The 22826-nt window shown below is 63.6% G+C and carries 26 protein-coding genes; 11 read left to right on the plus strand and 15 right to left on the minus strand.

All coding sequences use genetic code 11. From position 1 onward, the window contains the following. The first annotated feature begins 297 nt into the window (after positions 1 to 297). Together AB0366_RS20640 and AB0366_RS20645 are read left to right on the plus strand one after the other, a co-directional pair. On the plus strand, positions 298 to 1665 hold the full coding sequence (locus AB0366_RS20640; RefSeq protein WP_366245579.1) for a glutamine synthetase family protein: 1368 nt from the start codon (positions 298 to 300) through the stop codon (positions 1663 to 1665). Position 1666: 1 nt separating this feature from the next. Next, a complete protein-coding gene (locus tag AB0366_RS20645) occupies positions 1667 to 2362 on the plus strand; it encodes a hypothetical protein (protein WP_366245580.1) in 696 nt (231 codons plus the stop codon). Between the two features lie 92 nt (positions 2363 to 2454). Here AB0366_RS20645 and AB0366_RS20650 read toward each other — a convergent pair whose 3' ends face one another. Genes AB0366_RS20650 through rplN form a run of 4 tightly spaced genes read right to left on the minus strand, consistent with a single transcriptional unit; the run spans position 2455 to position 3905 of the window. Then, entirely contained in the window at positions 2455 to 2640 is a 186-nt protein-coding gene (locus AB0366_RS20650; protein ID WP_008718273.1) for a type Z 30S ribosomal protein S14, read from the minus strand. A gap of 4 nt (positions 2641 to 2644) precedes the next feature. Continuing rightward, on the minus strand, positions 2645 to 3217 hold the full coding sequence (rplE, locus tag AB0366_RS20655; RefSeq protein ID WP_008718275.1) for a 50S ribosomal protein L5: 573 nt from the start codon (positions 3215 to 3217) through the stop codon (positions 2645 to 2647). Position 3218: 1 nt separating this feature from the next. After that, positions 3219 to 3536 carry a 50S ribosomal protein L24 gene (gene rplX / locus AB0366_RS20660; RefSeq protein WP_366245582.1) on the minus strand — a complete coding sequence of 106 codons (318 nt, stop codon included), beginning with the start codon at positions 3534 to 3536 and terminating at the stop codon, positions 3219 to 3221. Further along, positions 3537 to 3905, minus strand: a complete 369-nt coding sequence (gene rplN / locus AB0366_RS20665; RefSeq protein WP_032397538.1) for a 50S ribosomal protein L14 — start codon at positions 3903 to 3905, stop codon at positions 3537 to 3539. It abuts the gene before it with no gap. Positions 3906 to 4146: 241 nt separating this feature from the next. On the opposite strand from rplN, the gene AB0366_RS20670 reads away from it, so the two are divergent. The 6 genes from AB0366_RS20670 (at position 4147) to AB0366_RS20695 (ending at position 14453) form a co-directional block, all read left to right on the plus strand. Further along, positions 4147 to 5223, plus strand: coding sequence for a DUF559 domain-containing protein (locus AB0366_RS20670; protein ID WP_366245583.1), 1077 nt, complete (start codon positions 4147 to 4149; stop codon positions 5221 to 5223). Between the two features lie 122 nt (positions 5224 to 5345). Beyond that, a complete protein-coding gene (locus AB0366_RS20675; protein WP_366245586.1) occupies positions 5346 to 5915 on the plus strand; it encodes a hypothetical protein in 570 nt (189 codons plus the stop codon). Positions 5916 to 6133: 218 nt separating this feature from the next. Continuing rightward, positions 6134 to 9136, plus strand: coding sequence for an ATP-binding protein (locus AB0366_RS20680; RefSeq protein WP_366245587.1), 3003 nt, complete (start codon positions 6134 to 6136; stop codon positions 9134 to 9136). A gap of 320 nt (positions 9137 to 9456) precedes the next feature. After that, the gene (locus tag AB0366_RS20685) at positions 9457 to 9960 is read left to right on the plus strand and encodes a hypothetical protein (protein ID WP_366245588.1); all 504 of its coding nucleotides are present in this window, start codon (positions 9457 to 9459) and stop codon (positions 9958 to 9960) included. 17 nt (positions 9961 to 9977) lie between these two features. Further along, positions 9978 to 13103 carry an ATP-binding protein gene (locus AB0366_RS20690; protein WP_366245589.1) on the plus strand — a complete coding sequence of 1042 codons (3126 nt, stop codon included), beginning with the start codon at positions 9978 to 9980 and terminating at the stop codon, positions 13101 to 13103. A gap of 27 nt (positions 13104 to 13130) precedes the next feature. Further along, on the plus strand, positions 13131 to 14453 hold the full coding sequence (locus tag AB0366_RS20695) for an AIM24 family protein (RefSeq protein WP_366245591.1): 1323 nt from the start codon (positions 13131 to 13133) through the stop codon (positions 14451 to 14453). 64 nt (positions 14454 to 14517) lie between these two features. Here the strand turns inward: AB0366_RS20695 and rpsQ are convergent, their stop codons facing one another. Genes rpsQ through rpsJ form a run of 11 tightly spaced genes read right to left on the minus strand, consistent with a single transcriptional unit; the run spans position 14518 to position 19818 of the window. After that, positions 14518 to 14796 carry a 30S ribosomal protein S17 gene (gene rpsQ, locus AB0366_RS20700; protein ID WP_032397542.1) on the minus strand — a complete coding sequence of 93 codons (279 nt, stop codon included), beginning with the start codon at positions 14794 to 14796 and terminating at the stop codon, positions 14518 to 14520. Continuing rightward, positions 14793 to 15038: a 50S ribosomal protein L29 gene (rpmC, locus tag AB0366_RS20705; protein WP_032376634.1), complete on the minus strand. Its 246-nt coding sequence runs from the start codon at positions 15036 to 15038 to the stop codon at positions 14793 to 14795. The genes rpsQ and rpmC overlap by 4 nt, the downstream gene beginning before the upstream one ends. Further along, positions 15038 to 15454: a 50S ribosomal protein L16 gene (gene rplP / locus AB0366_RS20710; RefSeq protein WP_027496313.1), complete on the minus strand. Its 417-nt coding sequence runs from the start codon at positions 15452 to 15454 to the stop codon at positions 15038 to 15040. Before rplP ends, rpmC begins: the two co-directional genes overlap by 1 nt. Positions 15455 to 15457: 3 nt before the next feature. Beyond that, entirely contained in the window at positions 15458 to 16267 is an 810-nt protein-coding gene (rpsC, locus tag AB0366_RS20715; protein ID WP_027496312.1) for a 30S ribosomal protein S3, read from the minus strand. Continuing rightward, a complete protein-coding gene (gene rplV / locus AB0366_RS20720) occupies positions 16267 to 16689 on the minus strand; it encodes a 50S ribosomal protein L22 (protein ID WP_037188319.1) in 423 nt (140 codons plus the stop codon). The genes rpsC and rplV overlap by 1 nt, the downstream gene beginning before the upstream one ends. Next, positions 16686 to 16967 (minus strand): 30S ribosomal protein S19, encoded by a 282-nt coding sequence (gene rpsS / locus AB0366_RS20725; protein ID WP_008718309.1) that lies wholly within the window; start codon positions 16965 to 16967, stop codon positions 16686 to 16688. Before rpsS ends, rplV begins: the two co-directional genes overlap by 4 nt. A gap of 13 nt (positions 16968 to 16980) precedes the next feature. Continuing rightward, positions 16981 to 17817 carry a 50S ribosomal protein L2 gene (gene rplB / locus AB0366_RS20730; protein WP_008718311.1) on the minus strand — a complete coding sequence of 279 codons (837 nt, stop codon included), beginning with the start codon at positions 17815 to 17817 and terminating at the stop codon, positions 16981 to 16983. 39 nt (positions 17818 to 17856) lie between these two features. After that, positions 17857 to 18162: a 50S ribosomal protein L23 gene (gene rplW / locus AB0366_RS20735; RefSeq protein ID WP_027496310.1), complete on the minus strand. Its 306-nt coding sequence runs from the start codon at positions 18160 to 18162 to the stop codon at positions 17857 to 17859. Next, positions 18159 to 18836, minus strand: a complete 678-nt coding sequence (gene rplD, locus AB0366_RS20740) for a 50S ribosomal protein L4 (RefSeq protein ID WP_008718317.1) — start codon at positions 18834 to 18836, stop codon at positions 18159 to 18161. The genes rplW and rplD overlap by 4 nt, the downstream gene beginning before the upstream one ends. Further along, on the minus strand, positions 18833 to 19498 hold the full coding sequence (gene rplC / locus AB0366_RS20745) for a 50S ribosomal protein L3 (RefSeq protein ID WP_027496309.1): 666 nt from the start codon (positions 19496 to 19498) through the stop codon (positions 18833 to 18835). The genes rplD and rplC overlap by 4 nt, the downstream gene beginning before the upstream one ends. 14 nt (positions 19499 to 19512) lie before the next feature. Beyond that, positions 19513 to 19818 (minus strand): 30S ribosomal protein S10, encoded by a 306-nt coding sequence (gene rpsJ, locus AB0366_RS20750; RefSeq protein WP_003938093.1) that lies wholly within the window; start codon positions 19816 to 19818, stop codon positions 19513 to 19515. Positions 19819 to 20309: 491 nt separating this feature from the next. Here rpsJ and AB0366_RS20755 point away from each other — a divergent pair, with 491 nt between their 5' ends. Genes AB0366_RS20755 through AB0366_RS20765 form a run of 3 tightly spaced genes read left to right on the plus strand, consistent with a single transcriptional unit; the run spans position 20310 to position 22708 of the window. Beyond that, complete coding sequence (locus AB0366_RS20755; protein WP_121870443.1) at positions 20310 to 20804, plus strand: hotdog fold domain-containing protein; 495 nt, start codon at positions 20310 to 20312, stop codon at positions 20802 to 20804. A gap of 12 nt (positions 20805 to 20816) precedes the next feature. Further along, complete coding sequence (locus AB0366_RS20760; protein ID WP_366245592.1) at positions 20817 to 21719, plus strand: prephenate dehydrogenase dimerization domain-containing protein; 903 nt, start codon at positions 20817 to 20819, stop codon at positions 21717 to 21719. Between the two features lie 35 nt (positions 21720 to 21754). Then, positions 21755 to 22708 carry a diiron oxygenase gene (locus AB0366_RS20765; RefSeq protein WP_366245593.1) on the plus strand — a complete coding sequence of 318 codons (954 nt, stop codon included), beginning with the start codon at positions 21755 to 21757 and terminating at the stop codon, positions 22706 to 22708. Positions 22709 to 22826: the final 118 nt, after the last annotated feature.

A 22826-nucleotide genomic window follows, 5' to 3' on the forward strand; every position in this document is an offset into this window, starting at 1 on the left:
CGTGGGCCTACAACGAAGTGAACATGTCCTGACCGACTGTTGCCGGTCAGGGGTTGCGCTCCAAGCAATGCATCGCTGCACTGCCAGGTGTTTCGAGCTTCCGCATTTCGATGCTGACGTACGGAGAACTCGAGGTTGCGTTCTGTATTGCAAGGACTCGCGTGCAGGCACGACGAAGCCCGGGCAACCGCTCTAGTGTAGGCATCGCACCCCCGAAGACCAAATCGCCTTACCATTGTGCGACGGCTCGGGTCCAGTCGGACACCCCGGCGTCCACTTCTTCGCTAACGTCGGACCATGACGGACTCGAAGGCAGTCGACATCGACCACCTCACCCACACTCTGCGCGACCGCAACATCGCCGGGGTGACGATCGGGTGGGTCGACAACAACGGCATTGTCCGATCGCGCACCGTACCGACCGCAGAATTGACCGCAGTCGCACACCGCGGAGTAGGGATCACAGCGGTGTTCGCGGTCTTCGATTCGCACGACGGGATCACCTTCGCTCACGATGGATTGTCGACGCCGTCGGGCGATGTGCGGTTGATTCCGGTGATCGACAGCGCGTCGAGCGTGGTCGCGCTCTCCAACCAACCAGGGCTTGCCTGGATACATGGCAGGCAGCTCTCGGCGGACGGCTCGCCCTGGCCCTACGATCAACGCGCGGTTCTCGAGCGCCAGGTGCAACTGGCTGCCGATGCCGGCTTCGAGGTGCGGGCCGGATTCGAGATCGAGTTCGCCCTGACCCGTGAATCGGACGGCATCTCCGCTCATCGCGGACCTGCGTACTCCGCCAACGCACTACGCGATGTCGACGACTTCGTCGTATCGCTGCTGAACGCCCTGTCTGCGAACGGTGTGAGCATCGGTCAGATTCATGCCGAGTACGGCAGTTCCCAGCTCGAGATCGCGCTCGCTCCACTCGATCCACTTGCTGCGGCCGATGCGCAGGTTCTCGCGCGGCAGACCATCCACTCGGCGGCGAAAACTCACGGCTTGCGGGCGAGCTTCGCTCCCCTGCCGTCGTCGAGCAATGCGGGGAACGGATGGCACCTGCACACGTCACTGGTTCGCGACGGTCGGAACGCTCTGACCGGAGACGGTGACCATGGATTGTCCGAAACCGGGCAGTCGTACATCGCAGGCCTGGTTCGAGAGCTGCCGGGAGTCACCGCCGTTACTGCACCGAGTTCGGGATCCTTGCTCCGACGTCGACCCGGATACTGGGCCGGTGCCTTCGGTTTCTGGGGCGTCGAGAACCGCGAGGCGGCAGTACGACTCGTACCCGCTACCCCTCTCCTCGGTCCGAATCACACCAACGTCGAATTGAAGGCGTGCGACGCTTCCGCCAATCCGTACCTGGCGCTGGCCGTCACGATCGCGGCCGGCCTGTCGGGAGTGGCGGATGACGCGCAGTTGTCGCCACCGGTTCAGGAGGATGTGGGCGGCTGGGACGATGCCCGTCGCGACGCCGCCGGTATCTCCCCACTTGCGACGACCCATGCGCAACAACGGGAGAACCTGCTGTCGTCCGCGCTGGTCGCAGATGTGTTGGGCGAAGACCTTCTGGGCGCATTCATTGCCTGCCGGGACGCCGATGCAGCGTGGGCGGAAAGCCACACCGAGGACGAACTGCTCGAATCGCTGCGCTGGATCTACTGACATGCTGCGACGGTTCCCCGGCGTGGACGCAATCGTCTCGGCCCTCGACATCGCTCTGCCACAACCGGATCAACTCTGCGGACCGTTCTCGGCGTCGATAGCGCTGACAGCCGTCGTCGGCGACACACCGGACGTCACTGCACTCGCGATCGCATCGGGATCTGCGATCTGGCCGGGCGAGATCGACTCGGCTCGCCCTCCGGGAACGCCCCGGATCACCGACGGGTGGGATTGCCTGCCCAGGGCCGCATCGATCGACACGGCCGGGACCACAGCGGCAGGTCTTGCGACGGGCATCGCGACAGCGACCGAAGGACGCGTCGCAGTGGTTCCGATCATGGGGCCCGGTGCCGAGGGTCTGCGCCTGCTACTTGCCCGCCTTACCGACGTGCAGTTCCGATTCGGCCTGCTGGCGAATGTACACACCGCAGAACTGACCGAATTCGATTGGAGCGTAGGCCATTTCGTGACCATCCTGGGAATGGACACCGTCGAGGACGTGGTCGCGATTGCCGATACCTATCGAGAGCTCGGAGTCTCGGGTATGCCACCCGGATGTCGAACCGTTCCCATCGACGCTCTCGCGTCGTCGATGTCCGAGCGTGGCCTTCTTCTGGTTGTCGACAACGACGGCCGTCGAGCTGCGCTGGATCTGACTCGGTCACTCGATCTACGAAACGACGTGTGGTCGGTATGAGATGGGAGAGGTGAGCAAACACGAAATGGGCGTGGGTTCCTGTCGGAACCCACGCCCATCAGCGTGGTGTGGTGAAGCCCGGAGGCCTCAGATCACCAGGAGCTCTTGCGAACTCCGGGAAGCTCTCCGGCGTGTGCCATCTCGCGCACGCAGATACGGCAGAGGCCGAACTTGCGGAACACGGAATGGGGACGGCCGCAGCGGTTGCAGCGAGTGTATGCACGCACCGCGAACTTCGGCTTCTTGTTGGCCTTGTTGACCAATGCCTTCTTCGCCATGGACTCAGTTCTCCTTGAACGGGAAGCCGAGGTGCTTGAGCAGCGCGCGGCCTTCTTCGTTGTTGGTTGCGGTGGTTACTACGGTGATGTCCATGCCGCGCGGACGGTCGATCTTGTCCACGTCGATCTCGTGGAACATCGACTGCTCGTTGAGGCCGAACGTGTAGTTTCCGTTGCCGTCGAACTGCGTGCCCGAGAGGCCGCGGAAGTCCCTGATTCGGGGAAGGGCAATGGAGACCAGACGGTCGAGGAACTCCCACATGCGGTCGCCACGGAGGGTGACGCGTGCGCCGATGGGCATTCCTTCGCGCAGCTTGAACTGTGCGATGGACTTGCGTGCCTTGCGGATCTCCGGCTTCTGGCCGGTGATGGCGGCGAGGTCGGCAACTGCACCGTTGATCAGCTTGGCGTCACGGGCGGCGTCACCGACACCCATGTTGACGACGACCTTGACGATGCCGGGGATCTGCATGACGTTCTCGTATGCAAATTCGGTGTTCAGGGCGTCTTTGATCTCGGCGCGGTAGCGCGCCTTGAGGCGGGGCTGTTCGCCCGCGATGTTTTCGGTGGTAGTCATCTCAGATGTCCTTCCCGTTCTTCCGGGAAACACGAACGCGCTTGCCGGTTTCTTCGTCGGTCCGGTAGCCCACGCGAGTGGGGTTGCCGTCCGAGTCGACCACTGCGACGTTCGATACGTTGATCGGGGCTTCCTGGGTGACGATGCCACCCGAGGATGCTCCGCGCTGGTTGGCGGAGACCGCGGTGTGCTTCTTGATGCGGTTCACACCCTCGACGAGAACCTTGGAGTCAGCGGGGTAGGCCTGAATGACCTTGCCCTTGGCACCCTTGTCCTTGCCTGCGATCACGAGAACGGTGTCGCCCTTGTGCACCTTCATTTACAGCACCTCCGGGGCGAGCGAGACGATCTTCATGAACTTCTTCTCACGCAGCTCACGGCCGACCGGGCCGAAGATACGAGTTCCACGGGGATCGTTGTCCGGCTTGATCAGCACCGCAGCGTTCTCGTCGAAACGGATGTACGAGCCATCCGGACGGCGACGCTCCTTGATGGTGCGGACGATGACGGCCTTGACGACCTCACCCTTCTTGATGTTTCCACCGGGAATGGCGTCCTTCACCGTAGCTACGATGATGTCGCCGATTCCGGCGTAGCGACGTGACGAACCACCGAGAACGCGGATGCAAAGGATTTCCTTCGCGCCCGTGTTATCAGCGACGCGTACTCGCGACTCCTGCTGAATCACTAACTTCTCCTTGACCTGGATGTACGTACGTGCCGGATTTCCGTCCCGACGCGCGCGGTCGGCTGCTGGGTGCGGGCGCACGAAGGCACACCGCTGCCACAGGCAACCGGTCAAGTGTAGGGGAACGGACCCCCGGGATCCAAATCGCGCCGTGGGCACTGAAGAAGTGCGACACGCATAAGAAACGAACCACCAGTATGGTTTCTATCGATACGTCCCATTCTCCAACCGTGAAGGTGGCATGAAGAACTCGCGGGTCGACGATTGGCCGCTTCCGCTCGACCGAGCTGCGTGTCTCATCGGGGCACCCGGTGATGCGATCGCCGTTGCCCTGGACGACCTGTCCGCCGCAGGGCCCGCGGTAATCCGAGTCCACCCCGCACCCTCCAATACGCAGTCGCGATACGTCGCGCAGATTCTGGGCGCACTCACCCAAGCAGCGATCGATCTGTTCCCAGCTTGGTTGCCCGAAGCGGAGAACGTGCAAGGCCATAGCTCGCTCGACTACGCCGCAGTTCGGATACATGTAGGACGCCTAGCGGCGCGGAGCACCCACTACGGGCCGTTCCTAGCGGACCTCGCGCAGCGATCGCTGTCGGGCGATCCGACGGCACGCCATGGTCGCTTCTCCGACGCCGAGGTAGCTGAAGGTTTGGCCGGCGTCCTCGGCACTAGCTGGGAACGAGAGAAAGTGGCCCTGGTGATCAGCACCGACGAGCTGACCACACCTCAACAGGGTGCCCTCGCGTCGGCCTCGGAATGGCTTGCGGCCCGCGGCTTCGCCGTCTGGCTCGTCGACAACCCGGTACCAACCGTGGAGCGAATATCCGTCGTGTATATAACATTGCCCGAGTACCTGCAGGCCGTCGACGAGTCCGACAACCAAAAACGGCCGGAATCGACCGTGGAGTTTCCGGCCGTCGCCGGAAGACCTCATCCGGGCAGCGCCATCGAAAGACAGGTCGAGAAGGAATTGTCCCGTCGCGCATGGGCCTCGGGCCGGCGGTTGAACCATCCGTTCCAGTTCAGCTTGATCGCGGAGAAGTATTTTCTCGACATTGCCTGGCTCGACGACATGTTCGTGGTCGAACTCGACGGGAACGAGCATCTTTCGCCGTGGCGTCGAGCGCGCGATCGGAGACGCGACCAGTTCCTGCGTGGTTTGGGCTACTACGTCCTCCGGATTCCGAACGAGCACGTGTTGGCAGACATATGGCAAGTTATCGACGAGATAGAGGCCGCCCTCCGCAAGCATCGCTCCAACCGAACCTCCACGACGAACGCCCTCACCGCCGCGAAAGAAGGACAACACCCGTGACTACCGATCTGACATTCGTCGAACGGACCACATTGCTCGTACTGATGGCGGAATCTCGGCCGGTGAAGAACAGCGAGCTATCCGAGCTCGGATCCGCGCTGGGGCAGGGATCGCGAACCAAATTGAACGACCTCGGACTGATCTCTTCGTACAAGGAAGGTCGCGGGCTCGTGCATGACCTCACGGACAAGGGCTGGCTTCGAGCCGGGGAAGAGTTCGGCGCAGACCCCTTGTCAGCCGCAGCCCGCAGCGGCGGGAAAGTCCTCTACACCCTGATGCGCGCGATGCGCCGGTACTTCGATCGCAACGGGATCGAACCGAACGAAGTGTTCCTTCCTGCGGCAGCGGAGGCCGCGGACCCGATCGACGACGTGAAGCACGAGATCACTGAGCCGGTCGCGGAAGGCTCGACTGAGAAGACACCGCCGTCAACGTCCGACATCGAATCCCGCATCCACAGTGCGTACCACCGCCTTGCTCGTGAGCCGAAGGCATTCGTGTCGCTGACCCGACTCCGGGCCGATCTCGCCGGACTGGACCGAGGCGCAGTCGATGACGTGCTCAGCTCGCTTTACCGCGAACAGAAGATCAACCTGATTCCTGAAGCGAACCAGAAGGCTCTCACTGGCGAAGATCGTTCTGCTGCCTTGCATATCGGCGGCCAGAACCGAAACCACATGGCGATCAAATGACAATGACTTCTGCGGAGCACGACGCCCTGTCCTCGATTCAGCTGACGTGGGCACCGACCCCCGACGATGTGTGGCGTACCAACGAGCTACACGTCGACGGAATCAACGAAGCAGCCGTCGACAGCGTGATCCGGTCGTTCGACAGCGCGCGTACACGACCGGTGTCGAAGCCCCTCGGCGTTGTGATCCAAGGTGCCGCGGGCTCTGGGAAGACACACATGCTCGGTCAGATTCGCGAGCGAGTCCAGCAGCGTGGCGGATACTTCTTTCTCATCGAATTGTTGGACGAGAAGGCATTCTGGGATTCGGTGCTGCATGGAATTCTGACGGATCTGGAGAGGCCGACACTGAACTTCGACACTCAGCTCGAGAAACTTCTATGGGATCTCGGCACCTTGGCCGGCCTCGGTCGAGTCGAATGCCGAGCAATTCAGGGCGAACGAACAGTATCGCCCGAGCTGATTACGCAGTTCATCGATTCGTTACGTCGCAAGTACCCGAAAATCAAAGACACACGCCACATCTTGCGGGCCCTGGTTCTGGCCGCCAGCGCGGACTTCGACCTCCAAGACCTCGGCGATGCATTCCTCAGATCGAACGACGCGCTCGACCACCAGCAGCGCACATTTTGGGGACTGCCAAATGCGGTGCTGACGTCGCAGCAAGTTGCCCGGGACATTTCTTGGCTGCTGTCCCTCAGCGCGCCGACAATTGTTGCGATCGACCAGATCGACACTCTAATTGCCCAATCTCGTCAGCAGACCGACGCCGAAACCGGCTCGTTCACTCCTGAGCAGGGAACACAACTGGACAGTATTGCCCACGGGCTCATGGGGTTACGTGAAAACCTGGTCAGTACTGTTCCAGTTGTCTCCTGCCTTCCGGCAGCGTGGACCTTCATTGCCGACAACACTGTCGAGTCCGTCAAAGACCGCTACCCAGTCAAGGAATACCTGAGTCAGATTCCGACCCGAGAGATCGGCGTCGAAATCGTCGCGAAACGATTCGCCGCACAATACGCAGAAGCGAGCTTCACTCCTCCTCATCCAACGTGGCCAATCGCCCCAGAGGCGTTCGATGACGTCATCACCTACAACCCCAGAACACTTCTGCGAGCTGTCAACGACCACATCCAGTACTGCTTGCGCAGCAACCACATCACTGAGCTCTCCGACCTCGGCAAGAGTCCCGTCAAAATCGACGAGACTACAACGCCGCCGGTTGAGACGGACTTGGCGAAACTCGACGCACGGTTTGCCGAGCTCAGGGCCGATGCCGATCTCGCCGCTCTCGATGCAGATGACGAGGACGACGAGGTACCCGCCATTCTCGGTGCGGGACTGGATGCCTGGATTGCCGAGGCGGGTGTCGTCGAGCACAAGTTCACGCGCGATGCGGACCCCGGGCGCAAACCGGCCCTACACGGCCGAATCCGACGGATTCTCGATGACATCACCGACGATCAGGAACACTGGGGCTTCCGCGCGATCGCGGCTACCCATCCCATTTCGGTTCAAAACAGAATTCAAAAAGCCTGTACTGCAGCAGGTTTGACTCAGGGCACCGCCAAGCGTCGTCTGGTGATTCTGCGCAACACGCCGTGGCCGGGCGGGCCCAAGACAGCCAAGACCGTGAGTGCGTTCGAGGAGGCGGGCGGGTTCGTTGTCCAATTCAGCGAGGCCGACCTGCGAACCTTGTCCGCCCTGCGGACCATGAGGGACGAGAAGGAAGAGAACCTACAACAGTGGCTCGTGGCGCGGCGACCTGCTCATCAGGTGGCGGTGTTCCGTGAGGTGCTCCCGGACCGGACCGGCGAATCCAACCCAGCCGAACGGACGGCCACCCAGCCGCCGACCACCGAACCCGGCCTCTTCCCATCGAACGCGGTGGGTCCGGCGAAGGCCGAGTCCAAAAAGTCATCCACAACCGCACCGAGCCGCACACCCACCCTGCCGGACGACGCGATCCCACTAGGCACACCCGCAGGTGGCGGCCCAGAGGTGAGTGTCGAATTGGAGACCCTACGCAAGCACACTGCGATCTTCGCGGGATCGGGCTCGGGCAAAACGGTTCTCATTCGCCGACTCCTCGAGGAATGCGCATTGAAGGGCGTTTCTGCCATCGTGCTCGACCCGAACAACGACCTGTCTCGATTGGGGGTCGAATGGCCCACCGGCGAACGAACGTGGGCCGATGGGGATGAGGCCAAGGCTCGCGACTATTTCGACGGGAGTGAAGTAGTCGTGTGGACTCCGCGCCGAAATGCGGGTCGACCGTTAAGCTTTCAGCCACTGCCCAACTTTGCCGATGTCATCGACGACCCGGACGAGTTCGATTCGGCAGTCGAGAGCGCGCTTGCATCACTTGCACCTCAGGCAATGGCAATTGGCCGCACAGCCAAGGGACGACAGATGATGGCCGTTCTGCGGCAGGCGTTGGTCGACTTCGGCCAGCGATCACAAGGGACCCTCGATGATTTCATCGACCTCCTTGAGAACTTCCCGGAGGATGCGAGCACGCTCAAGAACGGGGTCAAGATTGCCTCGGACCTGGCTGAGAATCTCAAAGCGTCCACGACAACGGACCCCCTGTTCGGCGGTGCGGGCGCATCGGCTGATCCGGGCATGCTGCTGACACCGAGCGCCGGTAAGCGCGCGCGGGTTTCGGTAATCAACATGTCGGGATTGACGACGGCATCGCAGAAGGAGAACTTCGTCAACCAGCTTCAAATGGCGCTGTTCGCGTGGATCAAGAAGAACCCTGCCGGGGACAAGCCGCTGGGCGGGCTTTTCGTACTCGACGAGGCACAGAACTTCGCTCCATCCGACCGCACCACGATCTGCCTACACAGCACACTGGCGCTGGTGTCGCAGGCGCGGAAGTACGGCCTGGGAATGGTGTTCGCAACACAGGCCCCAAAGGGACTCAACAACAAGATCCCAGGTAACTGCGCGACGCAGTTCTACGGGCGACTGAACGCCCCGGTTCAGATCGAAGCCGCCAAAGAGGTAGCCCGAGTCAAGGGCGGGACCGTTCCTGATATCGGCAAACTTCCAGCCGGTGAGTTCTACACGGCCGTAGAGGAATCGGTGTTCGTTCGAACCAAGACACGGCTGTGCCTGTCGTACCACCCCAAGAGTCCTCCCACAGAGGAAGAAGTCATCGCCCTGGCCAAGCCTACGACCGGGGCTGGGCGGATTCCAACGAACCCCAGGGACTGAGTCCCGCGACGGCGGCACGCGCGGCCGTCGCGGGATACACGTCATACGGGCCATGTACGGTTTTCGGTGACAGGTTGCAGAGTCGAACGTCGCAACTTGGGGGGCGTTGATTGTGTCCGCTGGCGGCGGCCCACAGGCTGGTGGCGTACGTTCGAGCGCCTGTCGGACAACGGAGGGAGCTACTCATGGGCGACCGGCTTACAAACTCGGAGGCGGCTGTACTACTCGTGTTGATGGCAGAGGCGAGAGCCGTTTCCAACCCGGATCTCGCGCGCCTCGGACCACAACTCGGAAAAGCGTCTCGCGAGAAACTCGCGCATATGGGGCTCATTGAGGTTGGCGCGTCGAACAGACAGCTCAGCGTCGAGTTGACCGACCGAGGCTGGAAGTACTGCACAGATCTCATGGGCACCGATCCGGTCGATGGATCGAACGGATCCGATCGCGCGCTGTTCACCGTTCTTGCAGGCATACGGCGGTGGTTGGACCAGTCTGGATCTCGGCCATCCGAGATCTTCTCACCGCGGCCTGAGAACAAGGCAAGCGAGAAGACCGACACGACCGTCGACATCGAAGGCTCGATTCGCACGGCGTATGCCCGGCTCGCACGCGAACCCGGCTGCACCGTCCGACTCTCCAGGCTGCGAAACGAGTTGCGCGACATACCTCGAAGCGATTTGGACGACGCCCTCGCGCGCCTGCGTCGCGCGGCAGACGTCTCGTTGATACCCGAGGAAAATCAGAAGACGCTGACCGACGAGGAACGCGCCGCGGCCGTCGTCGTCGGAAATCAGCAGAACCACCTTCTCTCGATCGAACCATGATGGGCGTTGAGTCGACGATGACGGACAACGAGCAGATCCGAGCTCTCGAATCGGTGCGGCTGAGCTGGGCACCGACCCCCGACGACGTGTGGCGTTCGCAGTCGAACGTGCACGTGCCGGGAATGCACGAACGTGTGTTCCTCGAGGTGATGAATGCCTACGACGACGCGGACGCCTCCGATGACGCCAGTCCGCTGGGGGTCGTCGTGCGCGGCCCGGCCGGTTCGGGCAAGACGCATCTGCTCGGCCAGGTACGAGAAGAAGTGCAGCTCAAGGGCGGCTACTTCTTTCTGATCAGGTTGCTCGACGCTGCCGGATTCTGGCGCTCGACGCTGATGGGGATGCTCGACGACCTGATGCGTCCGTCCGGCCGCGGATCGGACAGCCAGCTCGGGCTGTTGCTCCGACGCCTGTGCGAGATCGGCGAGATCGGCGAGGATCAGCGCGCAAAGATCATGGGCGAGAACATGATCGACGCGGACACGTTGAACGATTTCGTCACTGCGGTCTACAAGGTTCACCCCCGCCATCGACGGACGTCACAGCACACGCTGCGCGCGCTCGTGCTGTCCATCGCCCCCGATTCGGCCGTTCAGGATCTGGGTGACGCGTACCTGCAGTCGATCGACGATGTCGATCCCGACGAGTTCTCGGCCTGGGGCATTCGTCGGGCCGAGCTCGGCCATCAGGGCATCGCCGAGAACATCTCGCGTCTGCTTGCCATCACCGGTCCGACGATTCTCGCGATCGACCAGATCGACACGCTCGTGGCGCAGTCTCGTACCGGATCGGATCAGGAGTTCGCCGATGCGCAGGAAGACAAGGTCGTCGAGCAGCTCGCACACGGCTTGATGTCGTTGCGCGAGACGCTCCCCCGCACCGCCTCCGTGCTCTCCGCACTGTCGAGCGCCTGGGAACTGATCGCCGCGCGCGGCGTCGCGCCGATGCGTGACCGCTTCCGAGTCACCCAGTCTCTCAAGCCGATTCCCTCGTCGGACATCGGACGGCTGCTTCTCGGACGACGTCTGGCAGCGTGTTTCCTCGAAGCCGGGTTCATCCCGCCGCACCCCACGTGGCCGGTCGCGCCCGACGCGTTCGAGCAGGCCCCGGATTTCACTCCGCGCCAGCTTCTCATCGCCGTCGATCGGCACATCAGGCATTGCCTCGACACCGGCGTCGCGTCGGAGCTGGAGAGCTTCACCGACCGGTCCGGTCCTACCGATGCGCCGGACCTGCCCACGGCGCGGGTCAACGAACTCGACGCGCTCGACGATCGATACAAGCGACTGTGCGAACAGGTGGACGTGTCGGTTCCGTTGGCACCCGACAGTGAGGACTCGATCGTTCCCGCCCTGCTGTCGGCGGGATTGACCGCGTGGATTCACGAGCATCAGTCGTCCGACGACAGTCTGGCTCAGGACCCACCGCCGAGCGGAAAGCCGGCGCTGCACGCCCGCCTGCGTCACACCGTCGACACCGATACCGACGACGAGGAGCACTGGTGCTTCCGTGCGGTCACGTCCGGCAACGCTCGCGCCGCGTTGGCCCGGGTCGAGCGGGCAGTGACGACGGCGGGCCTGCGCATCGACATGCCGAGGCGACGGCTGATCCTGATCAGGAACGACCCGTGGCCCAACGGCGCGAAGACCGAGCAGACGATCGCGGCCCTGCGCCGAGCCGGGGGCATCGTGGTGCCCCTCGGCGACGAGGACCGCAGGTCCCTGGCCGCGTTGTCGATCCTGTTGGCCGAGAACTCCCCCGCGCTCACATCCTGGTTGCTCGCACGCAAGCCGGCACACGATGTCGAACTCTTCGGGGCGGTGCTGCCCGCTGTGAGTGTCGTCGACGACGACACCGCGCTCATCGAACCCGAGACACCCAGCGTTGCCGCGCAGCCCGCGGTGTCGCGGCGGCCGTCGATCGTGGTCGGTGCCGAACTGAGCACCGGTGCGGATGTCGCCATTCCACTCGAAGCGCTGCGCAAGCACACGGCGATCTTCGCGGGATCCGGCTCGGGCAAGACGGTTCTGATCCGCCGACTGGTGGAAGAGTGCGCCCTGCAGGGTGTTTCGGCGATCGTGCTGGACGTCAACAACGACCTGGCTCGGCTCGGCACCGCATGGCCCGAGGACGAGAGGACATGGCCACCGGGCGACGAGGCCAAGGCAGCGGCATACCTGCGCGACACCGACGTGGTGGTGTGGACGCCGCGCAAGTCCGCCGGTCGGCCGCTCAGCTTCCAGCCGCTACCCGACTTCGCCAGTGTCGTGGGCGACGCCGACGAGTTCGAGGCCTCGGTCGAGTCCGCCTTGGCCTCGCTCGAGCCGGCCGCGGGTGTCCTCGGCACGTCACAGAAGGCCAAACATGGTCGGGCAGTGCTGAAGTCGGCCCTCGACCAGTTCGGTCGCCGTTCGCGGGGCGGGGATCTGTCGGACTTCATCGACCTGTTGGAAGAATTCCCCGAGGACGCGAGCGAGATGCGCGATGCGGTGCGCATCGCTGCCGGACTGGCCGAGAATCTCAAGGCCGCCGCCGCGAACGATCCGATGTTCGCAGGAGCGGGCACGCCGGTCGACCCTGCTGTCCTACTGACACCGGCCGAGGGCAAGAAAGCCCGGGTATCGGTGATCAACCTCGCGGGGCTGACCACCGACGAGCAGAAGCAGAGCTTCGTCAATCAACTCCAGATGGGGCTGTTCGCCTGGATCAAGAAGAACCCGGCGGGCGACCGGCCACTCGGAGGTTTGTTCGTCATGGACGAGGCGCAGAATTTCGCACCCTCCGACCGGAGCACTGCGGCAACCCACAGCACCCTGGCCCTGGCGTCGCAGGCGCGAAAGTACGGACTGGGACTGGTGTTCGCCACGCAATCTCCGAAGGGCCTGCACAACCGCATCGCGGGCAATGCGTCCACTCAGTTCTACGGCCTGCTCAACAGTCCATCGCAGGTCGACGCAGCCAAGGAGATGGCGCGGGTGAAGGGTGGCTCGGTTCCCGACGTCGGACGCCTGCCTGCCGGTCAGTTCTACGCGGCGGTGGAGGGCGCAGAATTCCGACGCACCGCCACTCCCCTGTGCCTGTCCTACCATCCGAAGAGTCCGCCGACCGAAGAAGAAGTCATCGAGCTGGCGCGGCAGTCCTGACGCCATGACAGTGGCACACTGGATTCGATGAAAACCCTCGCTCGCGGGGAGAACTGCCCCGTTCCGGCCGGTCCCCTGACGGTGACTCTCGCGGCGTCGACGTCGGTCGACGTCTCCGCGCTGCTGCTGGGGCCGGACGGCCGGGTGCGTTCGGACGCGGACCTGGTGTTCTACAACCAGCCCTCCGCCCCAGGCGTCGAGTATCGCCGGACATCGACCGGGCACCTGCTGATGTTCGATGCCACCGCCGTCCCCGCCGGCGTCGATACCGTGGTCGTGGCGGCGTCCCTCGACGGAACGGGACCCTCAACGTTCGCGGCTGCAGGCCCCACGACGGTGACGGTGTCCGATGCGTCGGACACAGCATCGGTCGGATTCACTGCCGATGCACTCGGCGACGAGAGCGCGCTGGTGTGCCTGGAGTTCTACCGGCGCGGCGAGCAGTGGAAGATCCGCGCCGTCGGCCAGGGATACGCCGATGGCCTGGCGGGATTGGCCACGGCGTTCGGTATCAGTGTCGAGCACGACGAACCTACGCCCGACACTCCGAACCAGCCGTCAGCGGACGCCATCGCGCCACCCGTCGATTCATCTGTCCACCAAGGAGTTCTTGCCATGAGAAGTGAACTGTTCGCGCCCGCCCACGCCGAGGTTCCCGGTTCGGGTATCCAGAAGCAGGGCAGCAAGATGTGCCGAATCGGGATGAACGGCGAGATCATGGCTCGGGCCGGTTCGATGGTCGCGTATCAGGGCAATCTGCAGTTCGAGGCGAAGGGGTCCGGTGGTATCGGCCGGGCGCTCAAGCAGGCACTCTCGGGCGAGGGTGTCCCGCTGATGAAGGTCACGGGCCAGGGCGACCTCTTTCTCGCCAACGCAGCTCAGGACGTTCATCTGATCGACCTGGACGGGTCCGACGGTCTGACCATCAACGGCGCCAACGTGCTGGCTTTCGAGTCGACGCTGAGCTACGACGTCAAGCGTGTGCAGGGTGCCGCGGCAGGCGGCAACGCGGGCTTCTTCAACTGTGTGTTCACCGGGCGCGGACGGATCGCCATCACCACCGATGGGATTCCGGTGGTGCTGAACGTCGACCAGCCCACCTTCGCCGATCCGCAGGCTGCGGTCGCGTGGTCGTCGTCCCTACAGACGAGAGTCAAGAAGAACGATTCGTTCGGTCTCGGCACGCTGATCGGTCGCACGACCGGTGAGCGATTCACCCTCGAGTTCGCAGGTCAGGGATTCGTCGTGGTTCAGCCGTCGGAGCAACTACCGGGCGGAATGATCGGTGGCAGCGGCAGCGGTGAGCAGGCCGGTGTCGGCGGGGCGCTCGGCGGATTGTTGGGCCGATAGGTCGCGCAGCCGAAACACAGAAATGCCCGCTCCCAGGAGGGGAGCGGGCATTTGTGTGCAGGTACTACTTGGCCTTTTCGAGAACCTCGACCAGTCGCCAGTGCTTCGTGGCGGACAGCGGGCGGGTCTCCATGAGCTGAACGCGATCGCCTACGCCGGCGTCGCCCTTCTCGTCATGTGCCTTGACCTTGGTGGTGCGACGGATGATCTTGCTGTAGAGGGGGTGCTTGACCCTGTCCTCGAGCTCGACCACGATCGTCTTCTCCATCTTGTCGGATACGACGTAGCCGATCCGAACCTTACGGTTGTTGCGCTCTTCAGTCACAGTCTTTTCCTCGCTCATGCTGCGTCACCTGCTGTGTCCTCGGAAGGACCAGAGGCCAAGCCGAGCTCACGTTCGCGGAGCACCGTGTAGATACGCGCGATCTCGTGGCGCACCACGCGCAGTCGACGGTTGTTGTCCAACTGGCCGGTAGCCATCTGGAAACGAAGGTTGAACAGCTCTTCCTTCGACTCACGCAGCTTGGTGACCAGCTCTTCACCGGTGAGCTCGCGGAGCTCTGCGGCTGGGGTTCCGGTAGCCATCAGAACTGCTCCTCCCTGGTGATGATGCGTGCCTTGATGGGCAGCTTGTGGATGGCGCGAGTCAGTGCCTCACGCGCGATGGTCTCGTCGGGGTACGACAGCTCGAAGAGCACGCGACCCGGCTTGACGTTCGCGATCCACCACTCGGGCGAACCCTTACCGGAACCCATGCGGGTCTCGGCAGGCTTCTTGGTGAGCGGGCGGTCCGGGAAGATGTTGATCCAGACCTTGCCGCCACGCTTGATGTGGCGAGTGATCGCGATACGTGCGGACTCGATCTGACGGTTGGTGATGTAGGCGGGCTCGAGAGCCTGGATGCCGTAGTCACCGAATGTCACCTGAGTTCCGCCCTTGGCGGCACCCGAACGCTTCGGGTGGTGCTGCTTGCGGTGCTTGACCCGGCGGGGGATCAACATGCGTCAGCCCTCCTGAGTGGGCTCGGTCGAGGCCGGAGCCTCGGTTGCGGATGCCGCGCGGCCGGCCTCGGTGCTGGTCGCTGTGGTGCCCGAGGCACCGCTGCGACGCGGACGAGTGGGACGCTCACGACGGGGACGGTCTGCACCGGCGGCCGGAGCCGCAGCGGCAGCGAGTTCACGCCGTCCGCCGACGATGTCGCCCTTGTAGATCCAGACCTTCACGCCGATGCGGCCGAAGGTGGTCTTGGCCTCGTACAGCCCGTAGTCGATGTCGGCACGGAGCGTGTGCAGGGGAACGCGTCCCTCGCGGTAGAACTCCGAGCGAGACATTTCGGCGCCACCGAGACGGCCGGAGCACTGAACACGAATGCCCTTGACGTTCGGCTGACGCATGGCCGACTGGATGGCCTTACGCATTGCGCGACGGAATGCGACGCGGTTGCTGAGCTGCTCGGCAACACCCTGGGCCACGAGCTGAGCCTCGGACTCGGCGTTCTTGACCTCGAGGATGTTGAGCTGAACCTGCTTGCCGGTCAGCTTCTCGAGAGCTCCGCGGATGCGGTCGGCCTCGGCGCCACGACGACCGATGACGATGCCCGGACGTGCCGTGTGGATGTCCACGCGAACTCGGTCACGGGTGCGCTCGATCTCGACCTTCGCGATGCCTGCGCGCTCCATGCCGGTGGCAAGAAGCTTGCGGATCTCGACGTCTTCCTTGACGTACTCCGAGTACTGCTTGTCTGCGTACCAGCGCGACTTCCAGTCAGTGGTGATACCCAAGCGGAAGCCGTGCGGGTTGATTTTCTGACCCACTACTGAGCCCCTTCCTTGGACGCCTGGCCCTTACGACGGTTGCGAGACGTTCCGCCGGTCTTGGGCAGGCTTTCGACGATCACCGTGATGTGGCTGGTGCGCTTGCGGATCCGGAATGCCCGGCCCTGAGCGCGCGGCTGGAATCGCTTGAGGGTTGCACCCTCGTCGACGAATGCAGTGGCGACGATCAGCGTGCTGGGATCGAGATCCAGGTTGTTCTCGGCGTTGGCCGCTGCGGAGGCGATCACCTTGGCGACCGGCTCGCTCGCTGCCTGCGGCGCGAACTTGAGGATGTTCAGGGCGTCCTCGACGGAGCGCCCACGAACGAGATCCACGACGCGACGTGCCTTCATCGGCGTGACGCGAACGTGCTTCGCTACGGCCTTGGCAGTCGGATTGGCGGTGGGGGTGAAGTTGGTCATCGCCTCTTCGCCTTCCGGTCGTCCTTGATGTGACCCTTGAACGTGCGGGTCGGTGCGAACTCCCCGAGCTTGTGGCCGACCATGGAGTCGGACACGAACACCGGTACGTGCTTGCGACCGTCGTGGACGGCGAAAGTGTGACCGATGAAGTCGGGCAGGATTGTCGATCGACGGGACCAGGTCTTGATGACCTGCTTGGTTCCCTTGTCGTTCTGGACGTCAACCTTCGCGAGGAGGTGATCGTCTACGAACGGGCCTTTCTTCAGGCTGCGTGGCATTCTGAACTCCCTCCTAGCGCTTGTTCTTGCCGGTACGACGACGACGGACAATCAGCTTGTCGCTCGCCTTGTTCTTGCGGGTACGGCCTTCCGGCTGTCCCCAGGGGCTGACCGGGTGGCGTCCACCGGAGGTCTTGCCCTCGCCGCCACCGTGCGGGTGGTCGACCGGGTTCATCACGACACCACGAACGGTCGGGCGCTTGCCCTTCCAGCGCATGCGGCCGGCCTTGCCCCAGTTGATGTTCGACTGCTCGGCGTTGCCGACCTCGCCGACGGTTGCGCGGCAGCGCACGTCGACGCGACGGATTTCACCGGACGGCATACGCAGCGTGGCGTAGGGGCCTTCCTTACCGAGGAGCTGAATGCTTGCTCCGGCGGAGCGAGCCATCTTCGCGCCACCACCCGGGCGGAGTTCGACCGCGTGGATGGTCGTACCCGTCGGGATGTTGCGCAGGGGCAGATTGTTGCCGGGCTTGATGTCGGCGTTGGCACCCTGCTCGATCGGCGAGCCCTGGGCGATGCCCTTGGGTGCGACGATGTAGCGCTTCTCGCCGTCTGCGAAGTGCAGCAGTGCGATGTTCGCGGTGCGGTTGGGGTCGTACTCGATGTGAGCGACCTTGGCCGGCACGCCGTCCTTGTCGTTGCGACGGAAATCGATGAGACGGTACGCACGCTTGTGACCGCCACCCTTGTGCCGGGTGGTGATACGACCGTGTGCGTTACGTCCACCGCGACCGTGCAGCGGGCGGATCAGCGACTTCTCGGGGGTCGAACGCGTGATCTCAGCGAAATCGGAAACGCTGGAGCCACGACGGCCCGGGGTTGTCGGCTTGTATTTACGGATTGCCATGAGTCTTCTCGTCCTCTATATCCGAAGAGTCCCAGTCGCTTACGCGACCGGACCTCCGAAGATCTCGATGGGCTTGCTGTCGGCGGAGAGCGTTACGAGCGCGCGCTTGGTGTCCTTGCGCTTGCCGTAACCGAACCGGGTCCGCTTACGCTTGCCCTGACGGTTCATCGTGTTGACGCTGGTCACGGTGACGTCGAAGATCTTCTCGACGGCAATCTTGATCTGCGTCTTGTTCGAGTCCGGGTGCACCAGGAACGTGTAGGTGCCTTCTTCGATCAGTCCGTAGGACTTCTCGGAGATGACCGGTGCCAGCAAGATGTCGCGGGGATCGGCGATCGTGGTCACTTGCTTGCCTCCTCGTTCTTTGCAGGCCCAGCGATGAAGGTGTTCAGCGCTTCCACGCTGAAAACGACATCATCGGCGTTGAGCACGTCGTAGGTGTTGAGCTGGTCGGGTGCAATGGGGTGCACGCCGTCCAGGTTCTGAACGCTCTTCCAGGCTGCGATGTCCTCGCGGCCGACGACGAGCAGGACCTTCTTGCGGTCCGAGATCTCGGCGAGGAACGTCTTCGCACCCTTGGTGGACGGAACCTGTCCGGCAACCAGTTCGGTGATGACGTGCAGACGCTCGCTGCGGGCCCGATCGGAGAGGGCTCCGCGCAATGCGGCGGCCTTCATCTTCTTGGGGGTCCGCTGGCTGTAGTCGCGCGGCTGGGGTCCGTGGACCGTGCCACCGCCGACGAACTGAGGAGCGCGGGTCGAGCCCTGACGAGCGCGGCCGGTGCCCTTCTGCCGGTACGGCTTCTTGCCACCGCCGCGAACCTCGCCACGAGTCTTCGTGGAGTGGGTTCCCTGACGAGCAGCTGCCAGCTGTGCGATGACGACCTGGTGCAGCAGCGCGATGTTGGCCGGAGCGTCGAAGATCTCCGCGGGGAGATCGACGGTGCCGTTGGTCTTGCCGCCGGCTTCCTTGACATCGAGCGTCAGCTTGGTCTCGGTGTTCTTCTCGAGGCTGGTCATGCCCGTGCACCACCCTTCAATGCAGACTTGACGATCACGACGTTGCCGCGACGGCCCGGGATCGCTCCCTTGATCAGCAGCAGACCGTTCTCGCTGTCCACCTTGTGGACCGAGAGGTTCTGCGTCGTGACGCGGTCGCCACCCATACGTCCGGACATGCGCATTCCCTTGAAGACGCGACCGGGTGTTGCGCAACCACCGATGGAGCCGGGACGACGGTGCACGGCCTGTGCGCCGTGGCTCGCGCCCTGACCCTTGAAGCCGTGACGCTTCATGGTTCCGGCGAAGCCCTTGCCCTTGCTGGTGCCGGTGACGTCGACGTATGCGCCGTCCTCGAACACTGCAGCGGTGAGCTCCTGGCCGACCTCGAACTGCGAGGCGTCGGCTACGCGAATCTCCACGATGTGGCGACGCGGCGTGACACCTGCCTTCTCGAACTGGCCGGTGGTGGGCTTGTTCACCTTGCGCGGGTCGATCGCACCGAATGCGACCTGGACGGCGCTGTAGCCGTCACGTTCCTGGGTGCGGATCTGGGTGACCACGTTGGGGCCTGCCTTGATCACGGTCACCGGAACGACGCGGTTGTTCTCGTCGAAGACCTGGGTCATTCCGAGCTTGGTGCCCAGAATTCCTGTCGCAGGCCGGTTCTTGTTATCAGTCATCGTTGTCTCCGCGCTCACTGGATGTTGACGTCGACACTGGCCGGGAGGTCGATGCGCATGAGCGCGTCCACCGTCTTCGGTGTCGGGTCGAGGATGTCAATGAGCCGCTTGTGAGTACGCATCTCGAAGTGTTCGCGCGAGTCCTTGTACTTGTGCGGCGAACGGATGACGCAGTACACGTTCTTTTCTGTCGGCAACGGCACCGGTCCGACGACGCGGGCACCCGTACGGGTGACCGTTTCGACGATCTTGCGCGCTGACGCGTCGATCGCCTCATGGTCGTAGGCCTTGAGCCTGATGCGGATCTTTTGTCCCGCCACGCTTAGTGTCCTTTTCTTGCCGCTTGGTCGTAGAACGGGCCGTTCGGCCTGCTCCACCTCGTCTGCACAGTCCCCGAGCCGTGGGAAACCCATCGACCCGAACTGCCTTCGTGCACACACGACAGTGAAAAACGTTGACGACCAGGCGTGGCCTGATTCCGTTGCCGCTCTTCATCTGTCATGGTTCTCCGGTCCACGCGGTCGGGCGTATCGCGATTCCGCTCATTCTTCTACGCTGAAACTTTCGCCTCAACCATCCGAATCGAACGAAACCCGCACCGATCGAGCTGGTGCTCCGGACGCGCTCACGTGGAGCGCTGGTCTCATGTTCTTGCTCAGTCGGCCTTTCGGCCGACTCACCTGTTTCAGGCCGCACGCATGCGCGTCCCGTGTCCAGGCAACCCGACCAGTATGCCGCAGACCGGGCAGTAGATCAACTCGGGCCCGATCGATTGCCACCGCGCTACCTTACCGAGCAGTAAGGTAGCGCCATGACCACTGTCCAGAACACCACCGGCGCAACCTATCGAGCCTGGTCGAAGCTACCGAACAATACTGTCGGCTCCACCCTCTTCTCTGTCGGCATGTGCCTACGGGTTCCGTACTTCGCATCCGTGCTGCCCCGCGTCGTCGCGCTCGAGCCGGGACGCTGCGAGGTCACCGCGCCCAAGTGGTTCGGCATTCGGAACCACCTGGGCACCTTCCACGCCATCGCCGCCTGCAACCTCGCCGAGGTCGCCATGGGCATGCTCGCCGAGGCGACCGTCCCCACTTCCCATCGATGGATCCCCAAGTCCATGACAGTTCGGTACCTGACGAAGGCCACCACATCGCTGCGCGCGGTCGCAGAACTCGACGAGGTCCCCGACTTCGGGACGATCACCGATGGCATCGACATCGTCGTGCCCGTCGCGATTCGAGACACCGCGGGCATCGAGGTGGTGCACGCGGACATCACCATCTGGGTCTCCGCGGCGTCCCGTTGACATACTCGACCGATGAACTCGGTGACGCGGTCGGAGTCCGATGACTCGGTAGTGGTGGTCGGAGGTTCGGGAGCGGTCGGCCGTCTGATGGTCGACCTGCTGCGCGGTGACGGCGTCTCGGTCACCGTCGTCGATATCAACGACGGTGCCGACGCCTTTCCCGTCACGGTCGGTGACATCACTACGCCCGACCAACAGCTCGCAGCGGTGCTGGCACATGCGGCGACGGTCATTCTGGCGGTGCCCGAATCCGTGGCGCTGGCGGCGGACCTGTCTGCTCTACAGCCCGACACCCTGCTGGTGGAAACCCTGTCGGTGAAGTCCGGCTTCTCCCGCCATGTGCAGGACGCACGTCCGATCGGTGCCGCGGTGGGAATCAATCCCATGTTCGCCCCGTCCCTCGGAATGGCCGGGCGCCCCGTCGCCGCCGTCGTGCACCGACCCGGCCCGCCGGTGGATGCCTTCCTCGACAGCATCACGCGGTGGGGCGGCCGAGTGGTCCACCTCGACGCGGCACGCCATGATCGCCTCGCCGCGGCGACGCAGGCGCTGACGCACGCCAGTGTCCTGGCGTTCGGCCTGGCTCTGGCCGAACTGGACCTTCCGTTCGTCGACATCGACGCCGTTGCGCCTCCCCCACACGCGACGATGCTGTCCGTGCTCGCTCGCATCACCGGCGGCGAACCCGAGGTCTACTGGGATGTCCAGGCGGGCAATCCGCACGCCGCCGACGCCAGGGCTGCGCTGCACCGAGCGACGCAGACGGTGAGCGAGACCGTCGCTTCCGGTTCCGAGGCCGACTTCGCCCGCCTGTTGGCGCAGGCCGAAGCCGCTCTGGGTGGGAACGGCGATCGGTATCGAGCATTGTGTGCGGAGATGTTCGGTATCGTTCGAGGCAGCGGTGGTAGCCCATAGCCGCGGTGGGACGAGTGCGGAAGCGGAGGCACGCGATGTTGGAGCAACCGTCGTTGCCGGAATTCGACTCCGAGGATGTCGTCGAGAGCGCAGTCGTCGCACGGTTGGCGAAGAACTGGTCGCAGCGCGCGACGGTCAAGAAGCCCGAGCCCGAGCTGGACGATTTGTTCGACCTCGCCAAGCAGGATTTCCCCGACGCCCTGATCCCCTTCGGTGAGCACGACACCTTCACCGGTGCCACTCCCGAGCAACAGGATCGACTTCGGGCGTGGGGTTGGATCGCGTTCAACAAGAACGTGATGGACGTCGAGCAGCATGTCGTTCATCCCGGTTTCGCGCTGTTGGCGCAAGACGTGTTCGAGACCGGGATGGGTGACACCCTCGCGGTCGCGGTGACCCAGGCCATGGTCGACGAGCAGTACCACACCCTGATGCACCTCAATGCGAGCGCAGCCACTCGGCGCGGACGCGGCTGGGCTCTGTCGGAACGTTCATTGCCGTTCAGCTCCACCGTGCGCCGGCAGCGTGCGGCGCAGGCGAACAGTGACGACCCCTGGTCGGCCGCGATCAGCTCGCTCGCGTTCATGACGGTCGCAGAGATCTCCATCACCTCGTATCTGGACCTGATCGAGGACGACGACGTCATTCAGCCCATCAACCGGGCAACCGTCAAACTGCACAACCGCGACGAGTACTGCCATGCATCGATCGCCGACGACATGGCTGCGATCGTCTTCGACCGACTCGGCTCCGCCGACCGGCAGAAGTTCCTGGACGGCCTCGTCGACGGCATGGACGCGTTCTCGAGCAGCGACTTCTCCACCTGGGGACGCATCCTCGAACTCGAGGGCATCCGCGGTGCCGAAGAGATGCTCGCCGATGTCGAGCAGGACAAGAGTCGCCGCGCGTTGGTTCAGGACTACAGCGGGTTGCGGTCACTGTGCCGAAAACTCGACGTCGAGAACAGTATCGATATCGACTGGGACTGACTGCGAGGCTCACGCAGCGCCTACCCACACGTAACATCTACGGCGAATTTCGCTATCAAGTAGTGGCCTCGACTCCACGGGGCCCGGTCCCACCACTCCCCCCGACAGCTCGGAGATT

Origin of the sequence: Rhodococcus sp. NPDC076796, assembly GCF_040702765.1 — a bacterium.
Taxonomy (GTDB): Bacteria; Actinomycetota; Actinomycetes; order Mycobacteriales; family Mycobacteriaceae; genus Rhodococcoides.

What these genes read in the sequence shown, in the direction of transcription:
- AB0366_RS20695 (WP_366245591.1), top strand. Translation starts at nt 13,131, where the DNA reads ATGAAAACCCTCGCTCGCGGGGAGAACTGCCCCGTTCCGGCCGGTCCC.
- AB0366_RS20670 (WP_366245583.1), top strand. Translation starts at nt 4,147, where the DNA reads ATGAAGAACTCGCGGGTCGACGATTGGCCGCTTCCGCTCGACCGAGCT.
- AB0366_RS20650 (WP_008718273.1), bottom strand. Translation starts at nt 2,640, where the DNA reads ATGGCGAAGAAGGCATTGGTCAACAAGGCCAACAAGAAGCCGAAGTTC.
- AB0366_RS20645 (WP_366245580.1), top strand. Translation starts at nt 1,667, where the DNA reads ATGCTGCGACGGTTCCCCGGCGTGGACGCAATCGTCTCGGCCCTCGAC.
- AB0366_RS20760 (WP_366245592.1), top strand. Translation starts at nt 20,817, where the DNA reads ATGAACTCGGTGACGCGGTCGGAGTCCGATGACTCGGTAGTGGTGGTC.
- AB0366_RS20690 (WP_366245589.1), top strand. Translation starts at nt 9,978, where the DNA reads ATGACGGACAACGAGCAGATCCGAGCTCTCGAATCGGTGCGGCTGAGC.
- rplD (WP_008718317.1), bottom strand. Translation starts at nt 18,836, where the DNA reads ATGACCAGCCTCGAGAAGAACACCGAGACCAAGCTGACGCTCGATGTC.
- rplX (WP_366245582.1), bottom strand. Translation starts at nt 3,536, where the DNA reads ATGAAGGTGCACAAGGGCGACACCGTTCTCGTGATCGCAGGCAAGGAC.
- AB0366_RS20685 (WP_366245588.1), top strand. Translation starts at nt 9,457, where the DNA reads ATGGGGCTCATTGAGGTTGGCGCGTCGAACAGACAGCTCAGCGTCGAG.
- AB0366_RS20680 (WP_366245587.1), top strand. Translation starts at nt 6,134, where the DNA reads ATGCTCGGTCAGATTCGCGAGCGAGTCCAGCAGCGTGGCGGATACTTC.
- rplP (WP_027496313.1), bottom strand. Translation starts at nt 15,454, where the DNA reads ATGTTGATCCCCCGCCGGGTCAAGCACCGCAAGCAGCACCACCCGAAG.
- AB0366_RS20640 (WP_366245579.1), top strand. Translation starts at nt 298, where the DNA reads ATGACGGACTCGAAGGCAGTCGACATCGACCACCTCACCCACACTCTG.
- AB0366_RS20765 (WP_366245593.1), top strand. Translation starts at nt 21,755, where the DNA reads ATGTTGGAGCAACCGTCGTTGCCGGAATTCGACTCCGAGGATGTCGTC.
- rplC (WP_027496309.1), bottom strand. Translation starts at nt 19,498, where the DNA reads ATGACTGATAACAAGAACCGGCCTGCGACAGGAATTCTGGGCACCAAG.
- rplE (WP_008718275.1), bottom strand. Translation starts at nt 3,217, where the DNA reads ATGACTACCACCGAAAACATCGCGGGCGAACAGCCCCGCCTCAAGGCG.
- rplB (WP_008718311.1), bottom strand. Translation starts at nt 17,817, where the DNA reads ATGGCAATCCGTAAATACAAGCCGACAACCCCGGGCCGTCGTGGCTCC.
- rplV (WP_037188319.1), bottom strand. Translation starts at nt 16,689, where the DNA reads ATGACCAACTTCACCCCCACCGCCAATCCGACTGCCAAGGCCGTAGCG.
- rpmC (WP_032376634.1), bottom strand. Translation starts at nt 15,038, where the DNA reads ATGGCTACCGGAACCCCAGCCGCAGAGCTCCGCGAGCTCACCGGTGAA.
- rpsQ (WP_032397542.1), bottom strand. Translation starts at nt 14,796, where the DNA reads ATGAGCGAGGAAAAGACTGTGACTGAAGAGCGCAACAACCGTAAGGTT.
- rpsS (WP_008718309.1), bottom strand. Translation starts at nt 16,967, where the DNA reads ATGCCACGCAGCCTGAAGAAAGGCCCGTTCGTAGACGATCACCTCCTC.
- AB0366_RS20755 (WP_121870443.1), top strand. Translation starts at nt 20,310, where the DNA reads ATGACCACTGTCCAGAACACCACCGGCGCAACCTATCGAGCCTGGTCG.